Source organism: Roseovarius confluentis (assembly GCF_002917925.1).
In the GTDB taxonomy this organism is placed as follows: domain Bacteria; phylum Pseudomonadota; class Alphaproteobacteria; order Rhodobacterales; family Rhodobacteraceae; genus Roseovarius; species Roseovarius confluentis.
The window spans coordinates 131265-147669 of the sequence record NZ_PPFE01000007.1 but is presented as its reverse complement, the minus strand read 5'-3'; the positions used below and the strand labels follow the sequence as shown (position 1 = coordinate 147669).

Annotated in this window: 14 protein-coding genes; 8 read left to right on the top strand and 6 right to left on the bottom strand. The window is 65.7% G+C overall.

Annotated features, from left to right (window positions below; genetic code table 11):
* The first annotated feature begins 117 nt into the window (after window positions 1-117).
* From C2I35_RS15860 to der, 3 genes are all read left to right on the top strand, one after another.
* Window positions 118-795: a hypothetical protein gene (locus tag C2I35_RS15860; protein ID WP_103764029.1), complete on the top strand. Its 678-nt coding sequence runs from the start codon at window positions 118-120 to the stop codon at window positions 793-795.
* Between the two features lie 55 nt (window positions 796-850).
* Window positions 851-2182, top strand: a complete 1332-nt coding sequence (locus C2I35_RS15855; protein ID WP_245890513.1) for a PQQ-like beta-propeller repeat protein — start codon at window positions 851-853, stop codon at window positions 2180-2182.
* A gap of 84 nt (window positions 2183-2266) precedes the next feature.
* On the top strand, window positions 2267-3730 hold the full coding sequence (der, locus tag C2I35_RS15850) for a ribosome biogenesis GTPase Der (protein WP_103764028.1): 1464 nt from the start codon (window positions 2267-2269) through the stop codon (window positions 3728-3730).
* Here der and C2I35_RS15845 read toward each other — a convergent pair.
* A complete protein-coding gene (locus C2I35_RS15845; protein ID WP_103764027.1) occupies window positions 3723-4436 on the bottom strand; it encodes a TspO-related membrane protein in 714 nt (237 codons plus the stop codon). The two genes, der and C2I35_RS15845, sit on opposite strands and share 8 nt — an antisense overlap.
* Before the next feature lie 149 nt (window positions 4437-4585).
* Here C2I35_RS15845 and C2I35_RS15840 point away from each other — a divergent pair, with 149 nt between their 5' ends.
* Window positions 4586-5575: a fatty acid desaturase gene (locus C2I35_RS15840; protein ID WP_103764026.1), complete on the top strand. Its 990-nt coding sequence runs from the start codon at window positions 4586-4588 to the stop codon at window positions 5573-5575.
* Window positions 5576-5630: 55 nt separating this feature from the next.
* Here the strand turns inward: C2I35_RS15840 and C2I35_RS15835 are convergent, their stop codons facing one another.
* From C2I35_RS15835 to serS, 5 genes are all read right to left on the bottom strand, one after another.
* Window positions 5631-5972, bottom strand: a complete 342-nt coding sequence (locus C2I35_RS15835) for a DUF427 domain-containing protein (protein WP_103764025.1) — start codon at window positions 5970-5972, stop codon at window positions 5631-5633.
* Between the two features lie 103 nt (window positions 5973-6075).
* Window positions 6076-7899 (bottom strand): aminopeptidase P family protein, encoded by a 1824-nt coding sequence (locus C2I35_RS15830; RefSeq protein ID WP_103764024.1) that lies wholly within the window; start codon window positions 7897-7899, stop codon window positions 6076-6078.
* Between the two features lie 160 nt (window positions 7900-8059).
* Entirely contained in the window at window positions 8060-9937 is a 1878-nt protein-coding gene (gene cobT / locus C2I35_RS15825) for a cobaltochelatase subunit CobT (protein ID WP_103764023.1), read from the bottom strand.
* Between the two features lie 92 nt (window positions 9938-10029).
* Window positions 10030-10434: a hypothetical protein gene (locus C2I35_RS15820; protein WP_103764022.1), complete on the bottom strand. Its 405-nt coding sequence runs from the start codon at window positions 10432-10434 to the stop codon at window positions 10030-10032.
* A 372-nt stretch (window positions 10435-10806) separates the two neighbouring features.
* Window positions 10807-12099, bottom strand: a complete 1293-nt coding sequence (gene serS / locus C2I35_RS15815; RefSeq protein WP_103764021.1) for a serine--tRNA ligase — start codon at window positions 12097-12099, stop codon at window positions 10807-10809.
* Between the two features lie 218 nt (window positions 12100-12317).
* On the opposite strand from serS, the gene yajC reads away from it, so the two are divergent.
* Genes yajC through C2I35_RS15795 form a run of 4 tightly spaced genes read left to right on the top strand, consistent with a single transcriptional unit; the run spans window position 12318 to window position 16396 of the window.
* Complete coding sequence (gene yajC / locus C2I35_RS15810; RefSeq protein ID WP_103764020.1) at window positions 12318-12596, top strand: preprotein translocase subunit YajC; 279 nt, start codon at window positions 12318-12320, stop codon at window positions 12594-12596.
* Window positions 12597-12653: 57 nt separating this feature from the next.
* Window positions 12654-15287, top strand: a complete 2634-nt coding sequence (secD, locus tag C2I35_RS15805) for a protein translocase subunit SecD (RefSeq protein ID WP_103764019.1) — start codon at window positions 12654-12656, stop codon at window positions 15285-15287.
* On the top strand, window positions 15280-16032 hold the full coding sequence (locus C2I35_RS15800; RefSeq protein WP_103764018.1) for a sulfite exporter TauE/SafE family protein: 753 nt from the start codon (window positions 15280-15282) through the stop codon (window positions 16030-16032). Before secD ends, C2I35_RS15800 begins: the two co-directional genes overlap by 8 nt.
* Before the next feature lie 10 nt (window positions 16033-16042).
* Window positions 16043-16396, top strand: a complete 354-nt coding sequence (locus tag C2I35_RS15795) for an Mth938-like domain-containing protein (RefSeq protein WP_103764017.1) — start codon at window positions 16043-16045, stop codon at window positions 16394-16396.
* Window positions 16397-16405: the final 9 nt, after the last annotated feature.

Sequence of the window (16405 nt, the reverse complement as noted above, 5' to 3'; positions counted from 1 at the left end):
GTGATGCGCCGGGTGGCGCACGGCCGAGGGATGTGGCGGGGATGTATCCGCGCGCCCCTTGGCAGCGCCGGGACGACGCGGTAAGAGGGGCGAACTTTTGGAGAAGGGCAGTGCGCAGTGAGCCAGTCTGACAGTTTCATCGACGAGGTGACCGAGGAAGTCCGCCGCGACCGTCTGTACCGCAATTTCAGGCGCTATGGCTGGATCGGCATCCTGGCGGTGCTGCTGTTGGTGGGGGGCGCGGCCTATAACGAGTGGCGCAAGGCGCAGGAGCGCGCCGAGGCGCAGGCGCTGGGCGATGCGATCATCGCCGCGCTGGGCGAGGAAGAGCGTGCGGCCCGCAATGCGGCGCTTGACGCGATCCAGACAGAGACCGGCGGCGCGCGGGCGATTGTCGGCCTGCTGGCGGCGGGCGAGGGCGGTGCGGAGATGGCGCCCGAGACGGCCGAACAGCTGTTGAGCCTGGCCGATTCCGCCGAGGTCCCGCTGGTTTACCGCCAGATTGCGACCCTGAAGGCGGTGGCGCTGCCGGGCTCCGGCCTGAGCGCCGAGGATAAGCGCAGCCGGCTGGAGGGCATGGCCGCGAGCAGCGGAATCGTGCGCTTGCTGGCCGAGGAGCAGCTGGCGCTGGTCGACCTGGAAACGGGCGACCGGGACGCCGCGCTGGAGCGTTTGCGGGGTATTTACGAAAGCGCGGAAGCCACAGCGGGCTTGCGTCGGCGCGCCGAGCAGTTGATTGTTGCGCTGGACGGTGACATTGAAGAAGAGCCGGGCGGCACGACCGACGGCAACTAAGGTTTGCGGCACCCCTGAGGGGGCGACGCCTGAGGACAGTACGGGGGCGACAGCGGTGAAGACGTTAGCGGGAGTGATTGGCCTGAGTGCGCTGTGCCTTGTTGCGGCCTGTGCCAAGAAGGAAAACATCCTGACCGGCGAACGGCTGGAGGTCAGCGAGATCCTGCAGACCGAGCAGGGCGAACCGGACCTGGCCCCGCAGACAGTGTCGGGCAGCGTGCCGCGGCTTGCCCTTCCGGCGGCGCGCAGCAACGCCAGCTGGACCCAGAGCATTTCCAACGCCCGCACCCGCGTGGCGCACCCGGCCCTGCGCGGCACGCCCCAGCTGGCCTGGACGGCGAATATCGGCCAGGGTGACGGGCGCAAGTCGCGCATTACCGCCGATCCGGTCGTGGGCGGCGGCATGGTTTACACGCTGGATGCACGAGCGCAGGTGTCGGCCTTTACCACGGCGGGTCAGCAGGTCTGGACCCGTGACCTGGTGCCCGAGAACGACAACAGCATCGACGGCAGCGGCGGCGGTCTGGCCTATGATAACGGGCAGCTTTTCGTCTCGTCGGGCTTTGGCCTTCTGACCGCGCTGGACGCCTCGACCGGCGCCGAGCAGTGGCAACAGAACCTGCGCGCCACCGGATCAGGCAGCCCCACCGTGGCGGGGGACCTGGTCTATGTGGTGGCGGGCGACGAACTGGCCTGGGCGCTGGACCGCACCGACGGGCGCATCGCTTGGCAGTTGGAGGCGCGACCCGACATCCAGAACGTGCTGGGCGCGCCGTCGCCGGCGATCTCGGACAAGTACGTGGTCTTCGGCTTTGGTTCGGGCGAGGTTCAGGGCGCGTTCCTGAAAGGCGGGCTGCGGCGCTGGACCACCCAGATCGCGGGTAGGCGGCAGGGCTATTCCAGTGGCCAGATCGCGGACACGACCGGCGAGCCGGTGATCGACGGCAACACGATATTCGCGGGCAATCACACCGGGCGCACCGTGGCGCTGAACCTTGGCAATGGCGAGCGTCTGTGGACCGCCGCCGACGGGCCGCTGAACCGGGTGTGGCCCGCGGGTGATTCCATCTTCATGGTGTCTGATCGGAACGAACTGCTGCGGCTGGCCAAGTCCGACGGGCGCCGCCTGTGGGACGTGAAGTTGCCGTTCTTCACCAAGTCGAAGCCTAGGAAACAGGCGCGGATCTTTGCCCATTACGGGCCGATCATTGCCGGGGGCCGCCTGATCATCGCGTCAAGCGACGGTTTGATGCGGTTCTATGACCCCACGAATGGCGCATCGCTGGGACAGGTGCAGATGCCGGGCGGGGCGACGACCAACCCGGTGGTGGCCGGAGGCACGCTTTATGTCGTGTCGTCCAAGGGCCAGTTGATGGCTTTCCGTTAAGCCGGACATGGTGTAACAGGGCGCTTTCGTGGCGGCCCTGATACGCAGGGTCCGCGCGGTTCATCCGATCCGGAGCCTGACAAGATGAGTTTCACACTGGCAATCGTGGGCCGCCCCAACGTGGGCAAATCCACGCTGTTCAACCGGCTTGTGGGCAAGCGGCTGGCGCTGGTCGACGACCAGCCGGGCGTGACGCGCGACCTGCGGGAAGGCGATGCGCGGCTGGCCGACCTGCGCTTCACGGTGATCGACACCGCGGGGCTGGAGGATGCAACCGACGACAGCCTCGAGGGCCGGATGCGCAAGCTGACCGAGCGGGCAGTGGACATGGCCGATGTGTGCCTGTTCCTGATCGATGCGCGGGCCGGGGTGACGGCGCTTGACGAGATGTTCGCCGAGATCCTGCGCAAGCGGGCGGATCACGTCTTTGTCGCCGCCAACAAGTCCGAGGGCAGTGCTGCTGATGCCGGGGTGCTGGAGGCCTATTCGCTGGGGCTCGGCGAGCCGATCCGCATGTCGGCCGAACATGGCGAGGGGATGCACGACCTTTACACGGCGCTGTTGCCGCTGGCCGACGGCTATGCCGAGCGGGCCGAGGCGGAGGCGCCGGAGGTGGACGTGACCGTTGACGAGGACGGCGAGGCGGACCCCGAGGGCGTGCGCAAGCCCACCAAGGCGCGGCCCCTGCAGGTGGCCGTGGTGGGGCGGCCCAATGCGGGCAAGTCCACGCTGATCAACAAGATCCTGGGCGAGGACCGGCTGTTGACCGGACCCGAGGCGGGGATCACGCGCGATGCCATTTCGGTCCAGATGGACTGGGACGGGCTGCCCGTGCGGATCTTCGACACGGCGGGGATGCGCAAGAAGGCCAAGGTGCAGGCGAAGCTGGAAAAACTGTCGGTGAGCGACGGCCTGCGGGCGGTGAAGTTTGCCGAGGTCGTGGTGGTGCTGCTGGACGCGGCGATTCCGTTCGAGCAGCAGGACCTGCGCATCGCGGACCTGGCCGAGCGCGAGGGGCGCGCGGTTGTGGTCGCGGTGAACAAGTGGGACATCGAGGGCGACAAGCAGGGCAAGCTGCGCGACCTGCGCGAGGCGTTCGAGCGGCTGTTGCCGCAGCTGCGCGGCGCGCCGCTGGTCACGGTTTCGGCCAAGACGGGCAAGGGGCTGGACCGGCTGCACGGCGCCGTCGAGAAAGCCTATGACGTGTGGAACCGGCGGGTCAGCACCGCGCGGCTCAACCGCTGGCTGACAGGGGTGCTGGAGGCGCATCCGCCCCCCGCGCCGGGCGGGCGGCGGATCAAGCTGCGCTACATGACGCAGGCAAAGACGCGGCCGCCGGGTTTCGTGGTGATGTGCAGCCATCCCGACAAGATGCCGGCGAGCTATTCGCGTTATCTTGTCAACGGGTTGCGGGACGATTTCGACATGCCGGGCACGCCCATTCGCCTGACCCTGCGTTCGCAATCGGACAAGAACCCGTACAAGGCGAAGAAGAAAGCCGGTCCGTCGAAGCTGCGCAAGCACATCAAGGGGCGCGGGTCTAGCTGAGGCGGTCGGGCCGCTTGCGCAGGGCGAGGATCGCGAGGGCCACGACCCCCGCGCCGCAGAGGACCAGCACCGGCGAGTTGACGGGATCGGCATTGGCGAAAGCGATGCCGACCAGTGCCCAGATGACAGCGGCGGCGTATTCCGGTGTGTCGGGGCGCAGCGTCAGCAGGGCGGCCGCGAGGATGAGAGCCAGCACGATCATGGCGATGGCCGCGGTCTGTTCCGAGACATAGCCGTAGCCTGCCAGCAGCAGGCCGAGCGCCACGCAGGACGCCGCCGTCAGCCAGCCGGTATAGAGTGCGATCGGCGTGCGCAGCCAGATCCGGTCGCGTCGCCCCATGCGCAGGAAAGCCAGAGCGGCGCTGGCCCACATGATCCAGATGAGAACGGTTGCCCAGGCGGGATTGATATTGGCCACCGGAATCCACGCGGCCCCTATGACGAGGCTGGTGATATAGGGCCAGCGCATCGCGTCCCAGGCTGGGTCGTCGTAGCGGTTGAGAAGCCCGAACAGCGCTCCGGCCAGAAGCCAGATATAGATCAGTCCCCAGATCGAGAACGCAAAGCCCGCCGGCTGTACCGGGGGATTGTCCTGCGGGATCGGGAATTGCCCGGCGCTGAACCCGTTGAAGCCGGAACTGTAGACCGGGGACAGCGCGAAGAGGATGGCGGCAACGAGTGCGAAGACGGCCTTGACCTTGTGCATGAGGGGCCCTTTCGGCGATTTCGGGAACACGATGTGTCGGCTGTCATGTTGTTCTTGCAAACGACTGAAATAGTTCCAAATTAGAGACGTCAATGGTAGCATTGCGTGCGTTCGTTCAAGATGTTTTCGGCCTGTGGGGGCGCTGGACCATGACCATCCGCAATTATCTGAAAGACTATACCGGCAAGTCCGACGCCATGGGCGCGCTGAGCCTTGGCGCCACATTCGCGGTTTACTTCGCGGCACTTGGGCTGGGGGCCTGGGCCTGGCCCGCGTGGTGGGCGGTGCTGCCTTGCGTGGTCGTGCTCGCCTTCGCATCTGTGCGGCTCTACGTGCTGCAGCATGATTGCGGGCATTATTCGCTGTTTGCCACCCGGCGGTGGAATGACGTGGCGGGGCATGTCCTGTCGGTGTTTTCGCTGACGCCTTACCGGGTGATGCAGTTCAATCACAACCAGCATCATGCCTATCTCGGCAACCTGGAGCATCGCGAGACCACCGAGGTTTACACCATGACCTTGCAGGAGTGGAACGCGGCAGGACGGGCGACGCGGACCTGGTACCGGATCTATCGCAACCCGGTCGTGATGCTGAGCCTGGGCGGGATCTATGCTTATTTCATTGCCTATCGCTGGCCGGCGAACACGCGGCGGGTCGGTCCGTGGGGCGTGGTGGCGCATAACTTCGCCGTCGCGGCCTATGTCGCCATTGTCTGGGCGCTTTTGGGCGTGCCGGGATTGGTGGTGCTGGGCGCAAGTGCGGTGCTGGCGGGTGTGATCGGCGTGTTCCTGGTCTATTTGCAGCACAATTTCGAGGACACCTACTGGGACCGCAAGCCGGACCTGGATTTCCGCAAGGCGACGCTGGAAGGCTCGTCGAGCCTGGATTTGGGGCATTGGTGGGATATCGGGACGGGCAACATCGCCTACCACGATCTGCATCACTACAACCCGCAGATCCCGTCCTATAACCTGCGCCGGGCGCAGAAGAACCTGCCCGACGGGTTGCGGGTGCATGACGAGATCCGCTGGCCCGAGGCGCTGGCCAGTTTCCGGCTGAAGCTGTGGGATGAAGAGAGCGGCAAGCTTGTGCCGTTTCCGCGCCGGCGCAGCCTGCGTCGTACAGCGGCGGGGGCCTGAAATTCTTCCTACGAAGAATTTCAGGTGAGATTATTCGTACGAATAATCTGGCGCGTCAGACCTTTTCGACGGTGACGTCGTCGGAGGAATAGAAGGCGAGGTGGTCCTTGATGCGGGCCACGTCGGACTTGGGGTCTTCATAGCTCCAGGCCGCGTTTTCCAGGGTCTTGCTCTTGGTGACGATCGAGAAGTAGCTGGCCTCGCCCTTGTGCGGGCAGGTGGTGCGGTGATCGCTTTCGTCGAGGAACGCCATGGCGATGTCTTCGCGCGGGAAATAGATCACGTCGTTCAGGCCTTCCTCGGCCAGAACCAGCGCGTTCCTGCTTTCGACCAGTACCGCGCCGCCTGCGCGGACCGTCCATGTGCCGTCTGCCTTGTGGATCGTGATCTTTGCCATTTTTCTTGTCCTTCCCTCGTGCAATGTCATAGGCACCGGGACGCCGCCCGGTGTCAACCCGTTGACATGCCCTTCTGTGACCCGTCCGTGTGACAGGATCGTGTCAGAGCGGTGCGGTCGTCGTGTCCAGCCAGTCGCGCGTCGCATCGTCGAGCCGCGGGCCGATCCGGTCGCGGCAGGTGGCGTGGTAGTCGTTCAGCCAGTCGCGTTCGTCGCCGGTGAGCGCGGTCGCGTCGATCAGGCGGCGGTCGATGGGCACGTAATTGAGTGTCGTGAAATGCAGCATTTTGCGGTCGTCGCCGTCGGGCAGGGCGGGGGCGGGGGTGACCACCACGAGGTTCTCGATGCGGATACCGAAGGCGCCCTCGCGGTAGTATCCCGGCTCGTTCGAGAGGATCATGCCGGGTTGCAAAGGCTCGGTCGAGGCGCGCGACAGGCGCTGCGGGCCCTCGTGGACGCACAGATGCACGCCGACGCCGTGGCCGGTGCCGTGATCGTAATCCTGCCCGGCGCGCCAGAGGGGCATGCGCGCGATGGCGTCGAGGTCGCGCCCCGCAAGACCCTTGGGCCAGCGGGCGCGGCTCATGGCGATCATGCCTTGCAGGACCCGGGTGAAGGCGGCGCGTTCCGTGTCGCCCGGTTGGCCCACGGGCAGGGTACGGGTGATGTCGGTGGTGCCGTCCTGGTACTGTCCGCCGCTGTCGAGGACGAGCAAGTCGCCGTCCTGAAGCGTGCGGTTGGTCGAGTCCGAGACGCGGTAATGCGGCAGGGCGCCGTGCGGGCCGGACCCGGCGATGGTGTCGAAGGAGATATCGAGCAGCGCGCCGGTGTCGCGGCGGCAGGCCTCTAGCTTTTTCACCACGTCGATCTCGGTGATCGTGCCGGGGGCTTGGGCGTCGAACCACGCAAGGAAGGCGCACATGGCGGCGGCATCGCGCAGATGCGCCTCGGTGCTGGCGGCGATCTCGGCATCGGTCTTGCAGGCCTTGGGCAGGATGCAGGGGTCGCCGGCATAGGCGATGTCGGTGCCGGCCTCTTCGAGCAGGGACACGATGCGCAGGGGCACCGAGCCTCGGTCGAGCCGGACCGGCCCGGCAAGGGCGCTGATGGCCGGGGTGAAATCCTGCGGCATTGCGAGGGTGACATCGTCGCCCAGATGGGTGCGCACGGCGTCATCGAGCTTGGCGGGGTCGATGTAGAGGTCGACTTTCGCGTCGTCGTGCAGGATGGCGAACGCGTGCGGGATCGGGTTGCGGGGGATGTCGCCGCCGCGGATGTTCAGAAGCCACGCGATGGAATCGGGCAGGGTGAGGATGGCGGCGCGATGGCCGTCCTCGCGCAGGGTTGCGGCAAGCTCGCGGCGCTTGTCGGCGTGGGATTTGCCCGCCAGATCGTCGGGATAGACGCGCACGGCGCCCGTGGGCGGGGCGGGACGGTCGGGCCAGGTGCGGTCGACGAGGTTGTCGGTGGCCTTCAGCGTGATCCGCGTGTCCTTGAGGCCGTCCTCGATCGCCGCGATCTGCTCGGGCGTGTAGAGCCACGGGTCATAGGCCACGGTGCCGCCCGTAGGCAGGTGGGTTTTCAGCCAGCCTGCGGGGCGCGTGGCTGGCCAGTCGACGGGGGTGAAGTGGTCAGTGTCGACCTGGGCGCGGACCTGGCCGCGGTAGCGGCCGTCGACGAAGACGCCGGCGATCTCCCGCAGCACGATGCAGAAGCCCGCAGAGCCGGTGAAGCCGGTGAGCCAGGCCAGCCGCTCGTCGCCGGGGGCGACGTATTCGCCCTGGTGCGCGTCGGCGCGGGGGATCATGAAGCCATCGACGCCGTCACGCTCCAGCTCCGCGCGCAGGAGTTTCAGGCGCGGCGGGCCTTGTTCGGGAGAGGCGGATTCGGAAAAGGACTGGAAGACGGTGTCGGGCAAATCTGTCATGGGCAAAGTGCTAGGGCCGCGCGAGGCGAAGTGCAAGTGTGGGCGCGGGCAGGGGCCGATTTCTTGCAAGAAATCGGGTTGGAAAATTGGAATTTTCCAGCGCGGAATTTTGCAAAATTCCGCCTGCGCGGCGTAGGGAAGCCGTAGCTGTTTCAGGTGCTTAGCTGGCGCGCTTCATGCCCATGACGCGGGCGCGGGCGCGCGGGTCGCTGTCGAAAAGGGCGGCCAGCTGTTCGGTCATCACCCCGGCCAGCTGGTCGGCGTCGGTGATGGTGACGGCGCGGTTGTAGTAGCGTGTCACATCATGGCCGATGCCGATGGCCAGGAGTTCCACCTGTTTGCGGCGCTCGACCATGGCGATCACGTCGCGCAGGTGCTTTTCGAGGTAGTTGGCCGGGTTCACCGACAAGGTGGAATCGTCGACCGGGGCTCCGTCGGAGATGACCATCAGGATCTTGCGCGCCTCTCGGCGGCCCGCGAGGCGGCGATGCGCCCATTCCAGCGCCTCGCCGTCGATGTTTTCCTTCAGGAGACCTTCTTTCATCATCAGGCCCAGGTTGGCGCGGGTGCGGCGCATGGGGGCGTCGGCGGACTTGTAGACGATGTGGCGCAGGTCGTTGAGCCGCCCGGGCAGTTGCGGGCGGCCTTCGTTCAGCCAGGTCTCGCGGCTTTGGCCGCCTTTCCAGGCGCGGGTGGTGAAGCCGAGGATCTCGACCTTGACGTTGCAGCGTTCCAGCGTGCGGGCCAGCACGTCTGCGCAGATGGCGGCGATGGAAATAGGCCGCCCTCGCATGGAACCGGAGTTGTCCAGCAGCAGCGTCACCACGGTGTCGCGGAACTCGGTGTCCTTTTCAACCTTGAAGCTGAGCGGAGTGGTGGGGTTGGCCACGACGCGGGCGAGGCGGCCGGCATCGAGAATGCCTTCTTCGCGGTCGAATTCCCACGAGCGGTTCTGTTGGGCCTGCAGGCGGCGCTGCAGCTTGTTGGCAAGACGGCTGACCGCGCCCTTGAGCGGTTCGAGCTGTTGGTCGAGGAAGGCGCGGAGGCGTTCGAGCTCGATGGGCTCGGCGAGATCTTCGGCGTGGATTTCCTCGTCGAAGGCGGAATTGTAGACGGCATAGTTCGGGTCGGCGTCCGAGATGGGTTGCGGCGCGGGGGGATCGAGCGGCGCCTCGCCTTCGGGCATTTCGGTCTCGTCGCCCTGCTCCTGGTCGGCCATGTCGTCCATGCTGACCTGAGCCTGCGCCTCGTCCTGCTGTTGTTCCTGGGATTGCTCGGGATCGGCGTCGGCCTCGGCCTCGTCGCTGTCATCCTCGCCGGTGCTGTCGGGCTGTTCCTCTTCCTCCTGGTCTGTTTCGGCCTCCTGCTCCTGCTCGTCGTCGTCGAGGGCGTCGGGGTCGTCGCCAAGCTGGTCGCCATAGCCCAGATCGTCGATGATCTGGCGCGCGAAACGGGCGAATTCGGACTGGTCGGAGAGCTTGGCCTGAAGGTCCTCGAGCGTGCCGCCGGCCTGTTCCTCGATGAAGCCTTTCCACAGGTCCATGACATTGCGCGCGCCGTCCGGCAACTCGCGCCCGGTGGCGAGGTGGCGGATGAGGTAGCCCGCGGCATTGGCCAGCGGCGCCTCGGCGGGGTCGGTGATCTGGTCATAGCCGCGGCGGCGGGCCTCGGCGCCGATCTTGGCGTCGATATTGCCGGCGGTGCCGGGCATGTGGCGCGCGCCCATCGCTTCGCAGCGGGCAGTTTCCATCGCCTCGTACAGGTCGCGGGCCATGTCTCCGGGCGGGCAGTAGCGGCTGTGTGTGCCCGCGTCGTGATATTTGTGACGCAGGGCCAGCGCGTCGGCGGTGCCGCGGGCCTGCAGCACCTCGTCCTTGGTCATGCGGCGGCTGATCTGGGGCAGGCGCATGGAATCGCCCGAGACCCCGGCGGGGTCGACCGAGTAGGAGACGTTCAGCTCCGGGTCGTCGGCCAGCACCTTGGTGGCCTCGGCCAGCGCCTTTTTGAAGGGATCGGCGGGGTTGTCGGATTGCGCCATTCTGCGGGGCCCTGTCACGCTGCGGTTTCAGGGATGCAACCTAGGCTGACCAGCGCAGAATGACCAGTGGGCGCGGCGCGGAAAATGCCGCGTCAGAGGATGAGTTGGCGGCAGGTGGAGAGGCGGCGATGCATGTCGCGGGTGGCGCGGTCGGCATGGGTGGCGTCGGCGCTGCGCTGTTGCAGGCGCATGAGCTGGGCCATTTCGGACCAGCCCGAGGCCTGCCAGCTGCGGGCGCGGCGCGGGTCGATGCCAGCCTCGGCGGCATGGGGCAAGGTGGCTTCCAAAAGGGATTCGAAGCTGGTCTGCATCGCGCGGGTGGCGTCGCTTTCGGGGTTGTGGGTCGCGCTTTGACGCGTGGCCATGGCGGAGTAGCGCCCGGCGCAGGTGGCGAAGGCCTCTGCCTGCTCTGCAAGGCTGAGGGCGCTCAAAGGGGCGGCCAGCGTGCTCGTTATCAGAAAAGCCGCCGCCGCCAGGGTGTGCTTTTCATTTTTCATGTAACGAATTTATGACGCGCGTATATTCCGCGTCAATACAGCGTATATACAAAAAATGTTTCATGGCGGTAAGGATGCCGCGCAATGATTAAGGATTGGTCAATGCCGGGGGCGCGGGTAGCCAAAGAGGTCACGGGTCAAGCCCGGGACGGCGGTATTGTATCGCATCGCGCGGAATCAAGGCGCGGCAGGGCCGCGCCGCCGCGTGATCGCCAGACCGCCCCCCCGGGCTGGCGATCGGGGGAGGTTAGCACTTCGATTCGAGGTCTTGCGGATGTTGCTGAAATAAAGTACACAGTAGGCCCGTGGGTCGCCATCCCGCGGTCTGGCAATCGCGCGACAGAGCCGCACCTTGGTTCCGCGCGAAGTGTCCTATCCCAGCGAGCCGTCCGCCAGAAGCCGGGTTTTGCCGCGCAGATAGGGGTGCAGCGCCTCGGGCAGGTCGACCGAGCCGTCGGCCTGCTGGCCGTTTTCCAGCACCGCGATGAGGCAGCGACCGACGGCGAGGCCCGAACCGTTGAGCGTGTGCACGAATTGCGGCTTGCCGCCATCGGCGGGCTTGAAGCGGCCATTCATGCGTCTTGCCTGGAAATCGCCGCAGACGGAGACCGAGCTGATCTCGCGATAGGTGTTCTGACCGGGCAGCCAGACCTCGATGTCATGGGTCTTGCGCGCGCCGAAGCCCATGTCGCCGGTGCAAAGGACGATGGTGCGGTAGGGCAGGCCGAGACGTTCGAGGATGCCTTCGGCGCAGCCGGTCATGCGGTCGTGCTCTTCGAGGGATTTCTCGGGATGCGTGACAGAGACCATCTCGACCTTCTCGAACTGGTGCTGGCGCAGCATGCCGGCGGTGTCCTTGCCCGCGCTGCCCGCCTCGGAGCGGAAGCACTGGGTGTGCGCGACATAGCGGCGGGGCAGGTAATCCTGGTCCACCACGAGACCATTGACGATATTGGTCAGCGTCACCTCGGCGGTGGGCACCAGCCACCAGCCATTGGTGGTCTCATAGCTGTCGTCGCCGAACTTGGGCAGTTGTCCCGTGCCGTACATCATCTCGGGGCGGACCAGCACGGGGGTCCAGGTCTCGGACAGGCCGTTTTCCTCGACGTGGGTGTCGATCATGAGCTGCGCCAGTGCCCGGTGGATGCGGGCGACTGCGCCCGACAGCACGACGAAGCGGGAGCCAGAGAGTTTCGCGGCCAGTTCGAAATCCATGCCGGGTTTGACGCCGGCGAGGTCGTAATGCTCGACCGGGGTGAAATCGAATTCGCGGGGGGTGCCCCAGCGTTTCAACTCGACATTGTCGTCTTCGTCCTCGCCCTCGGGCACGTCATCGAGCGCGAGGTTGGGCAGGGTCATCAGCAGGTCGGTCAGCTTCTGGTCGAGTGCCTTTGCCTCGGATTGCATGGCGGCGACCTCGGCCTTCTTCTCGGATACGAGTGCGCGCAGGCGTCCGAACTCGGCCTCGTCGCCCTTGGCCTTGGCAGCACCAACCTCCTTGGAGGCCTTGTTCTGATCGGCCTGCGCGGTCTCGGCGGCCTGGATCTTGGCGCGGCGGTCCTCGTCCAGCGCGAGGATCTCGGACGACGCGTTCGACACCCCGCGACGGGCCATGGCAGCGTCGAACTGGGCAGGGTTTTCGCGGATGGCGCGGATGTCGTGCATCGTCTTGGTCCTCGGGTCAGGTTGAGTCGTGGGGTGGGTTGTAGCAAGTAACCTGCGACGGATGACAGCCGATTTATGCCTTATCGGGGCGTTTGACGCGCCCCTGCGACATTGCCGCAGGCGGTCCGGTTCGCGCCTTGCAAAACGCCAAAGCCGGACTTAGGTTCGCGCAAACGCGGCCCCGGGGGCTGCAAAGCCCGAAAAGGAAACAGATTCGCATGGAAGCCATTGGCCAGTTCATCCCGCTCATCCTGATCTTCGTGATCATGTGGTTCCTGCTCATTCGTCCGCAGCAAAAGAAGCTGAAAGAGCACCAGGCGATGGTCGCGGCGCTGCGCAAGGGTGACCAGATCGTCACGCAGGGCGGCATCGTGGGCAAGGTGACCCGCGTCAAGGAAGGCGAGGAGATCGAGGTGGAAATCGCCGAGGGTGTTAAAGTGCGCGTCGTGCGCAACACCGTGGCGCAGGTTCTGTCGAAGACCGAGCCCGCCGCCTGATATCCGGGGCGCGATGCCCTTCCGATAAAATCAATAGAGACATAAAAGGCACTTCGAATGCTTCAGATCGACCTTTGGAAACGCGTGGTGATTTGGGGCTGTGTGGCCTTGGGCCTGCTGTTGGCGATGCCCAACGGGTTCTACACCCGCGTCGAGACCCATAACGACGCCACCATGGCGCTGGAAATGGGTGGAGAGGCCGAAGGGTTGCAGGAACAGGCCGAGATGTGGCCCGATTGGCTGCCGTCCGGTTTGGTGAACCTTGGGCTCGACCTGCGGGGCGGGGCGCACCTGCTGGCAGAGGTGCAGGTCGAGGATGTCTATGACGCGCGGATCGAGGCGATGTGGCCGGAGATCCGCGACCTCTTGCGGGAAGAGCGTGAACGGGTCGGGCCGATCCGGTTGCAGGACACCGACGCGCCGGAATTGCGCGTGCGGCTGGTCGAGAATGCCAGCGAGGCTGAATATGCGGCGAGCCTTGTGCGCGGGCTGGCGCGGCCGGTGGCCAGTGTCGCGGGAGCGGGACAGAACGATATCGCGGTGACTGTGGATGGCGACGAGGTCGTGGTCACGCTGAGCGAGGCGGAGCGGCAGGCCAGCGACGAGCAGACCGTGCGTACCGCGCGAGAGATCATCGAGCGCCGGATCAACGAAATGGGCACGCGCGAGCCGACGATCCAGCGGCAGGGGGCCGACCGCATCCTGATCCAGGTGCCGGGCGTGGGCAGTGCCGCGGAGCTGAAGGACATCATCGGCACCACGGCGCAGCTGACCTTTCAGCCCGTGGTGAGTCGCACGACGAACGGCAACGAGACTCCGGGTGGCGGCAACGAGATCCTGCCATCGGTGGATGAAGAGGGTGTGTTCTACATCCTGGAGCGCGCGCCGGTGGTGACGGGCGAGCAACTGGTGGATGCGCAGCCCGATTTCGACCAGAACGGGCAGCCGGCGGTGTCGTTCCGGTTCAACCCGACGGGGGCGAGGCAGTTCGGGGATTACACGGCCGAGAACGTGGGGAATCCCTTTGCCATCGTGCTGGACAACGAGGTGATCAGCGCGCCGGTGATCCAGGCGCATATCCCCGGTGGCACGGGAATCATCACAGGGCAGTTCACTGTCGAGGACAGCACGAATCTTGCCGTATTGCTGCGGGCGGGCGCGCTGCCGGCCGAGCTTGAATTCCTCGAAGAGCGTACCATCGGGCCGGAACTGGGCGCGGACAGCATCGCGGCGGGGCAGATCGCCTGTATCGTGGCCTTCGTGCTGGTGCTGGCCTTCATGTGGGCGAGTTACGGCGTGTTCGGTCTGTTTGCCAATATCGCCCTCATCATTAACGTCGGTCTGATATTCGGACTGCTGAGCATGATCGGGGCGACGCTGACATTGCCGGGGATCGCGGGGATCGTGCTGACGATCGGTATGGCGGTGGACGCCAATGTGCTGGTCTTCGAGCGCATCCGCGAAGAGATGAAGACGGCCAAGGGCGCGTCGCGAGCGATCCAGTTGGGCTACGAGAAGGCGCTGAGCGCCATTACGGACGCCAACATCACCACCTTCATCACGGCGCTGATCCTTTATGCCATGGGTTCGGGCCCGGTGCGGGGCTTTGCCATCACACTGGGGCTGGGGATCATCACGTCGGTCTTCACGGCGATATTCGTCACCCGCCTGATCGTGGTGATGTGGTTCGAGCGCAAGCGGCCGAAGGCGGTCTTGCAAGGGCGGTCGCTGAAGCTGGTGCCGTCGGTTACGAACCTTGATTTCTTCAAGCGCTGGAAGCTGTCGCTGGGCTTGTCGGGCTTCCTGATCGTGATCGCGCTGGGGTCGTTCCTGTTGCAGGGGCTGAATTACGGCATCGACTTCCGCGGCGGCACGACGATCCGGACGGAAAGCGCGCAGACGGTGGACGTGGGGCAGTACCGTGACGCCATCACGCCGCTGGAGTTGGGCGACGTGAGCATCACCGAAGTCTTTGACCCGACCTTCGGCCCGGACGAGAACGTGACCATGATCCGCATCCAGGCGCAGGATGGGCAGGAAAGCGTGTCGCAGGATACCATCGCGGAGGTCGAGGCGGCGTTGCAGGAAGTGGTGCCAGAGCTGACCTTTACCTCGGTCGAGAGCGTGGGGCCGAAAGTGTCGGGCGAGTTGATCCAGACCGCCGTGATCGCGGTGCTTTTGGCGATCGGAGCGGTGCTTGTATACATCTGGCTGAGGTTCGAGTGGCAGTTCGCACTGGGCGCGGTCATAGCATTGGTGCATGACGTGGTGCTGACCATCGGCATATTCTCGGAAGTGCAGATCCAGTTCGACCTTGCGATCATCGCGGCGCTTCTGACCATCGTGGGCTATTCGCTGAACGATACCGTGGTCGTCTTTGACCGGGTGCGCGAGAACCTGCGGAAATACAAGAAGAAGCCGCTGAAGGAAGTTCTGAACATTTCGATCAATGAGACGCTGAGCCGGACGATGATGACCTCTGTCACCACGCTCTTGGCGCTGCTTGCGCTGTTCGTGCTGGGCGGCGACGTCATTCGCGGGTTCGTCTTTGCCATGATCTGGGGCGTGATCGTGGGCACCTACAGCTCGGTCTTCGTGGCCAGCACGGTTCTGCTGTGGCTGGGGGTCAAGCGCGACTGGACCAAGCCTGACGCCAATGCCGGGACGCAATTCGCGAACATAGATGCCTGATATCCTGAGCGGGGTGCTGGCCACCCCGGGTCTGGTCTGGCTGTGTTTCGCCATCGGGGTCGCGGGCCTGGTGCGCGGGTTCACCGGGTTCGGCACGGCGCTGATCGTGGTGCCGGTGGCCAATATTTTCCTGTCGCCCAAGGAAGTGATCGTGGTGATCATGCTGACGGGCATCGCCAGCAACGCGGCGATCCTGCGCGGGGCCTGGCGGCAGGGGGAGCCGAAAGAGGTCGGTGTCCTGGTGCTGGCGGCCCTGGTGACGGTGCCGGTCGGCCTGATGCTGCTGGACCTTCTAGACAACGACACGGTGCGCTGGATCATCACCGGCGTTGCGGCGGCCATGCTGGCGGCGCTGATCGCCGGGTGGCGTTATACACAGACCATCACCCGGCCGGGGCTCTTGGCCATCGGGGCGGCGGCGGGGGTTGTCGGCGGGCTGACCGGCCTGACAGGCCCGGTGGTGATCCTGTTCTACCTGTCCGGGCAGGCGGCGGTGCAGTCGGTGCGGGGCAATACCATCCTGTTCCTGGCTGCTCTCGACGTGGTGCTGATCGCCAACCTGCTGTGGCAGGGGGCGGTGACGGCGGAGCTTGCCATGCTGGCCGTCGTGATGTCGGTGCCCTACCTGATCACCACGCTGATCGGGCAGGCCCTGTTTGACCCCACGCTCGAGCGGCTGTATCGCTGGGCCGCCTACGGGGTGATCGCGCTGGCGGTCGTTTCGGGCTTGCCGCTGTGGGACTGAGGAGGACGCGATGCGCCTGAACGAGGTAACATTTTCCGATGTGAAACCGATCGACGGTTATGGGCCGGGATTTTTCCGCGTCGGCGGAGAGGCGATCGAGGGCGCGGTCTGCGTGGGGCCGGACGGGGTAAAGGCCTGGGGCGGGTACGAGGACAGCGCGTCGCTGATGGACCTGATGGACAAGGTTGACGTGCTGTTTATCGGCACGGGCGCCGAGACCGCGCATGTGCCGGGCGATTTCCGCACCGCGCTGGAGGAGGCGGGCATCGGGGTGGAGGCGATGAATTCGCCGGCGGCGGCGCGGACCTATAATGTGCTGATCTCGGAAGGGCGGCGCGTGGCCGCGGCCCTGTTGCCGGTCTGAGAGCGGTGG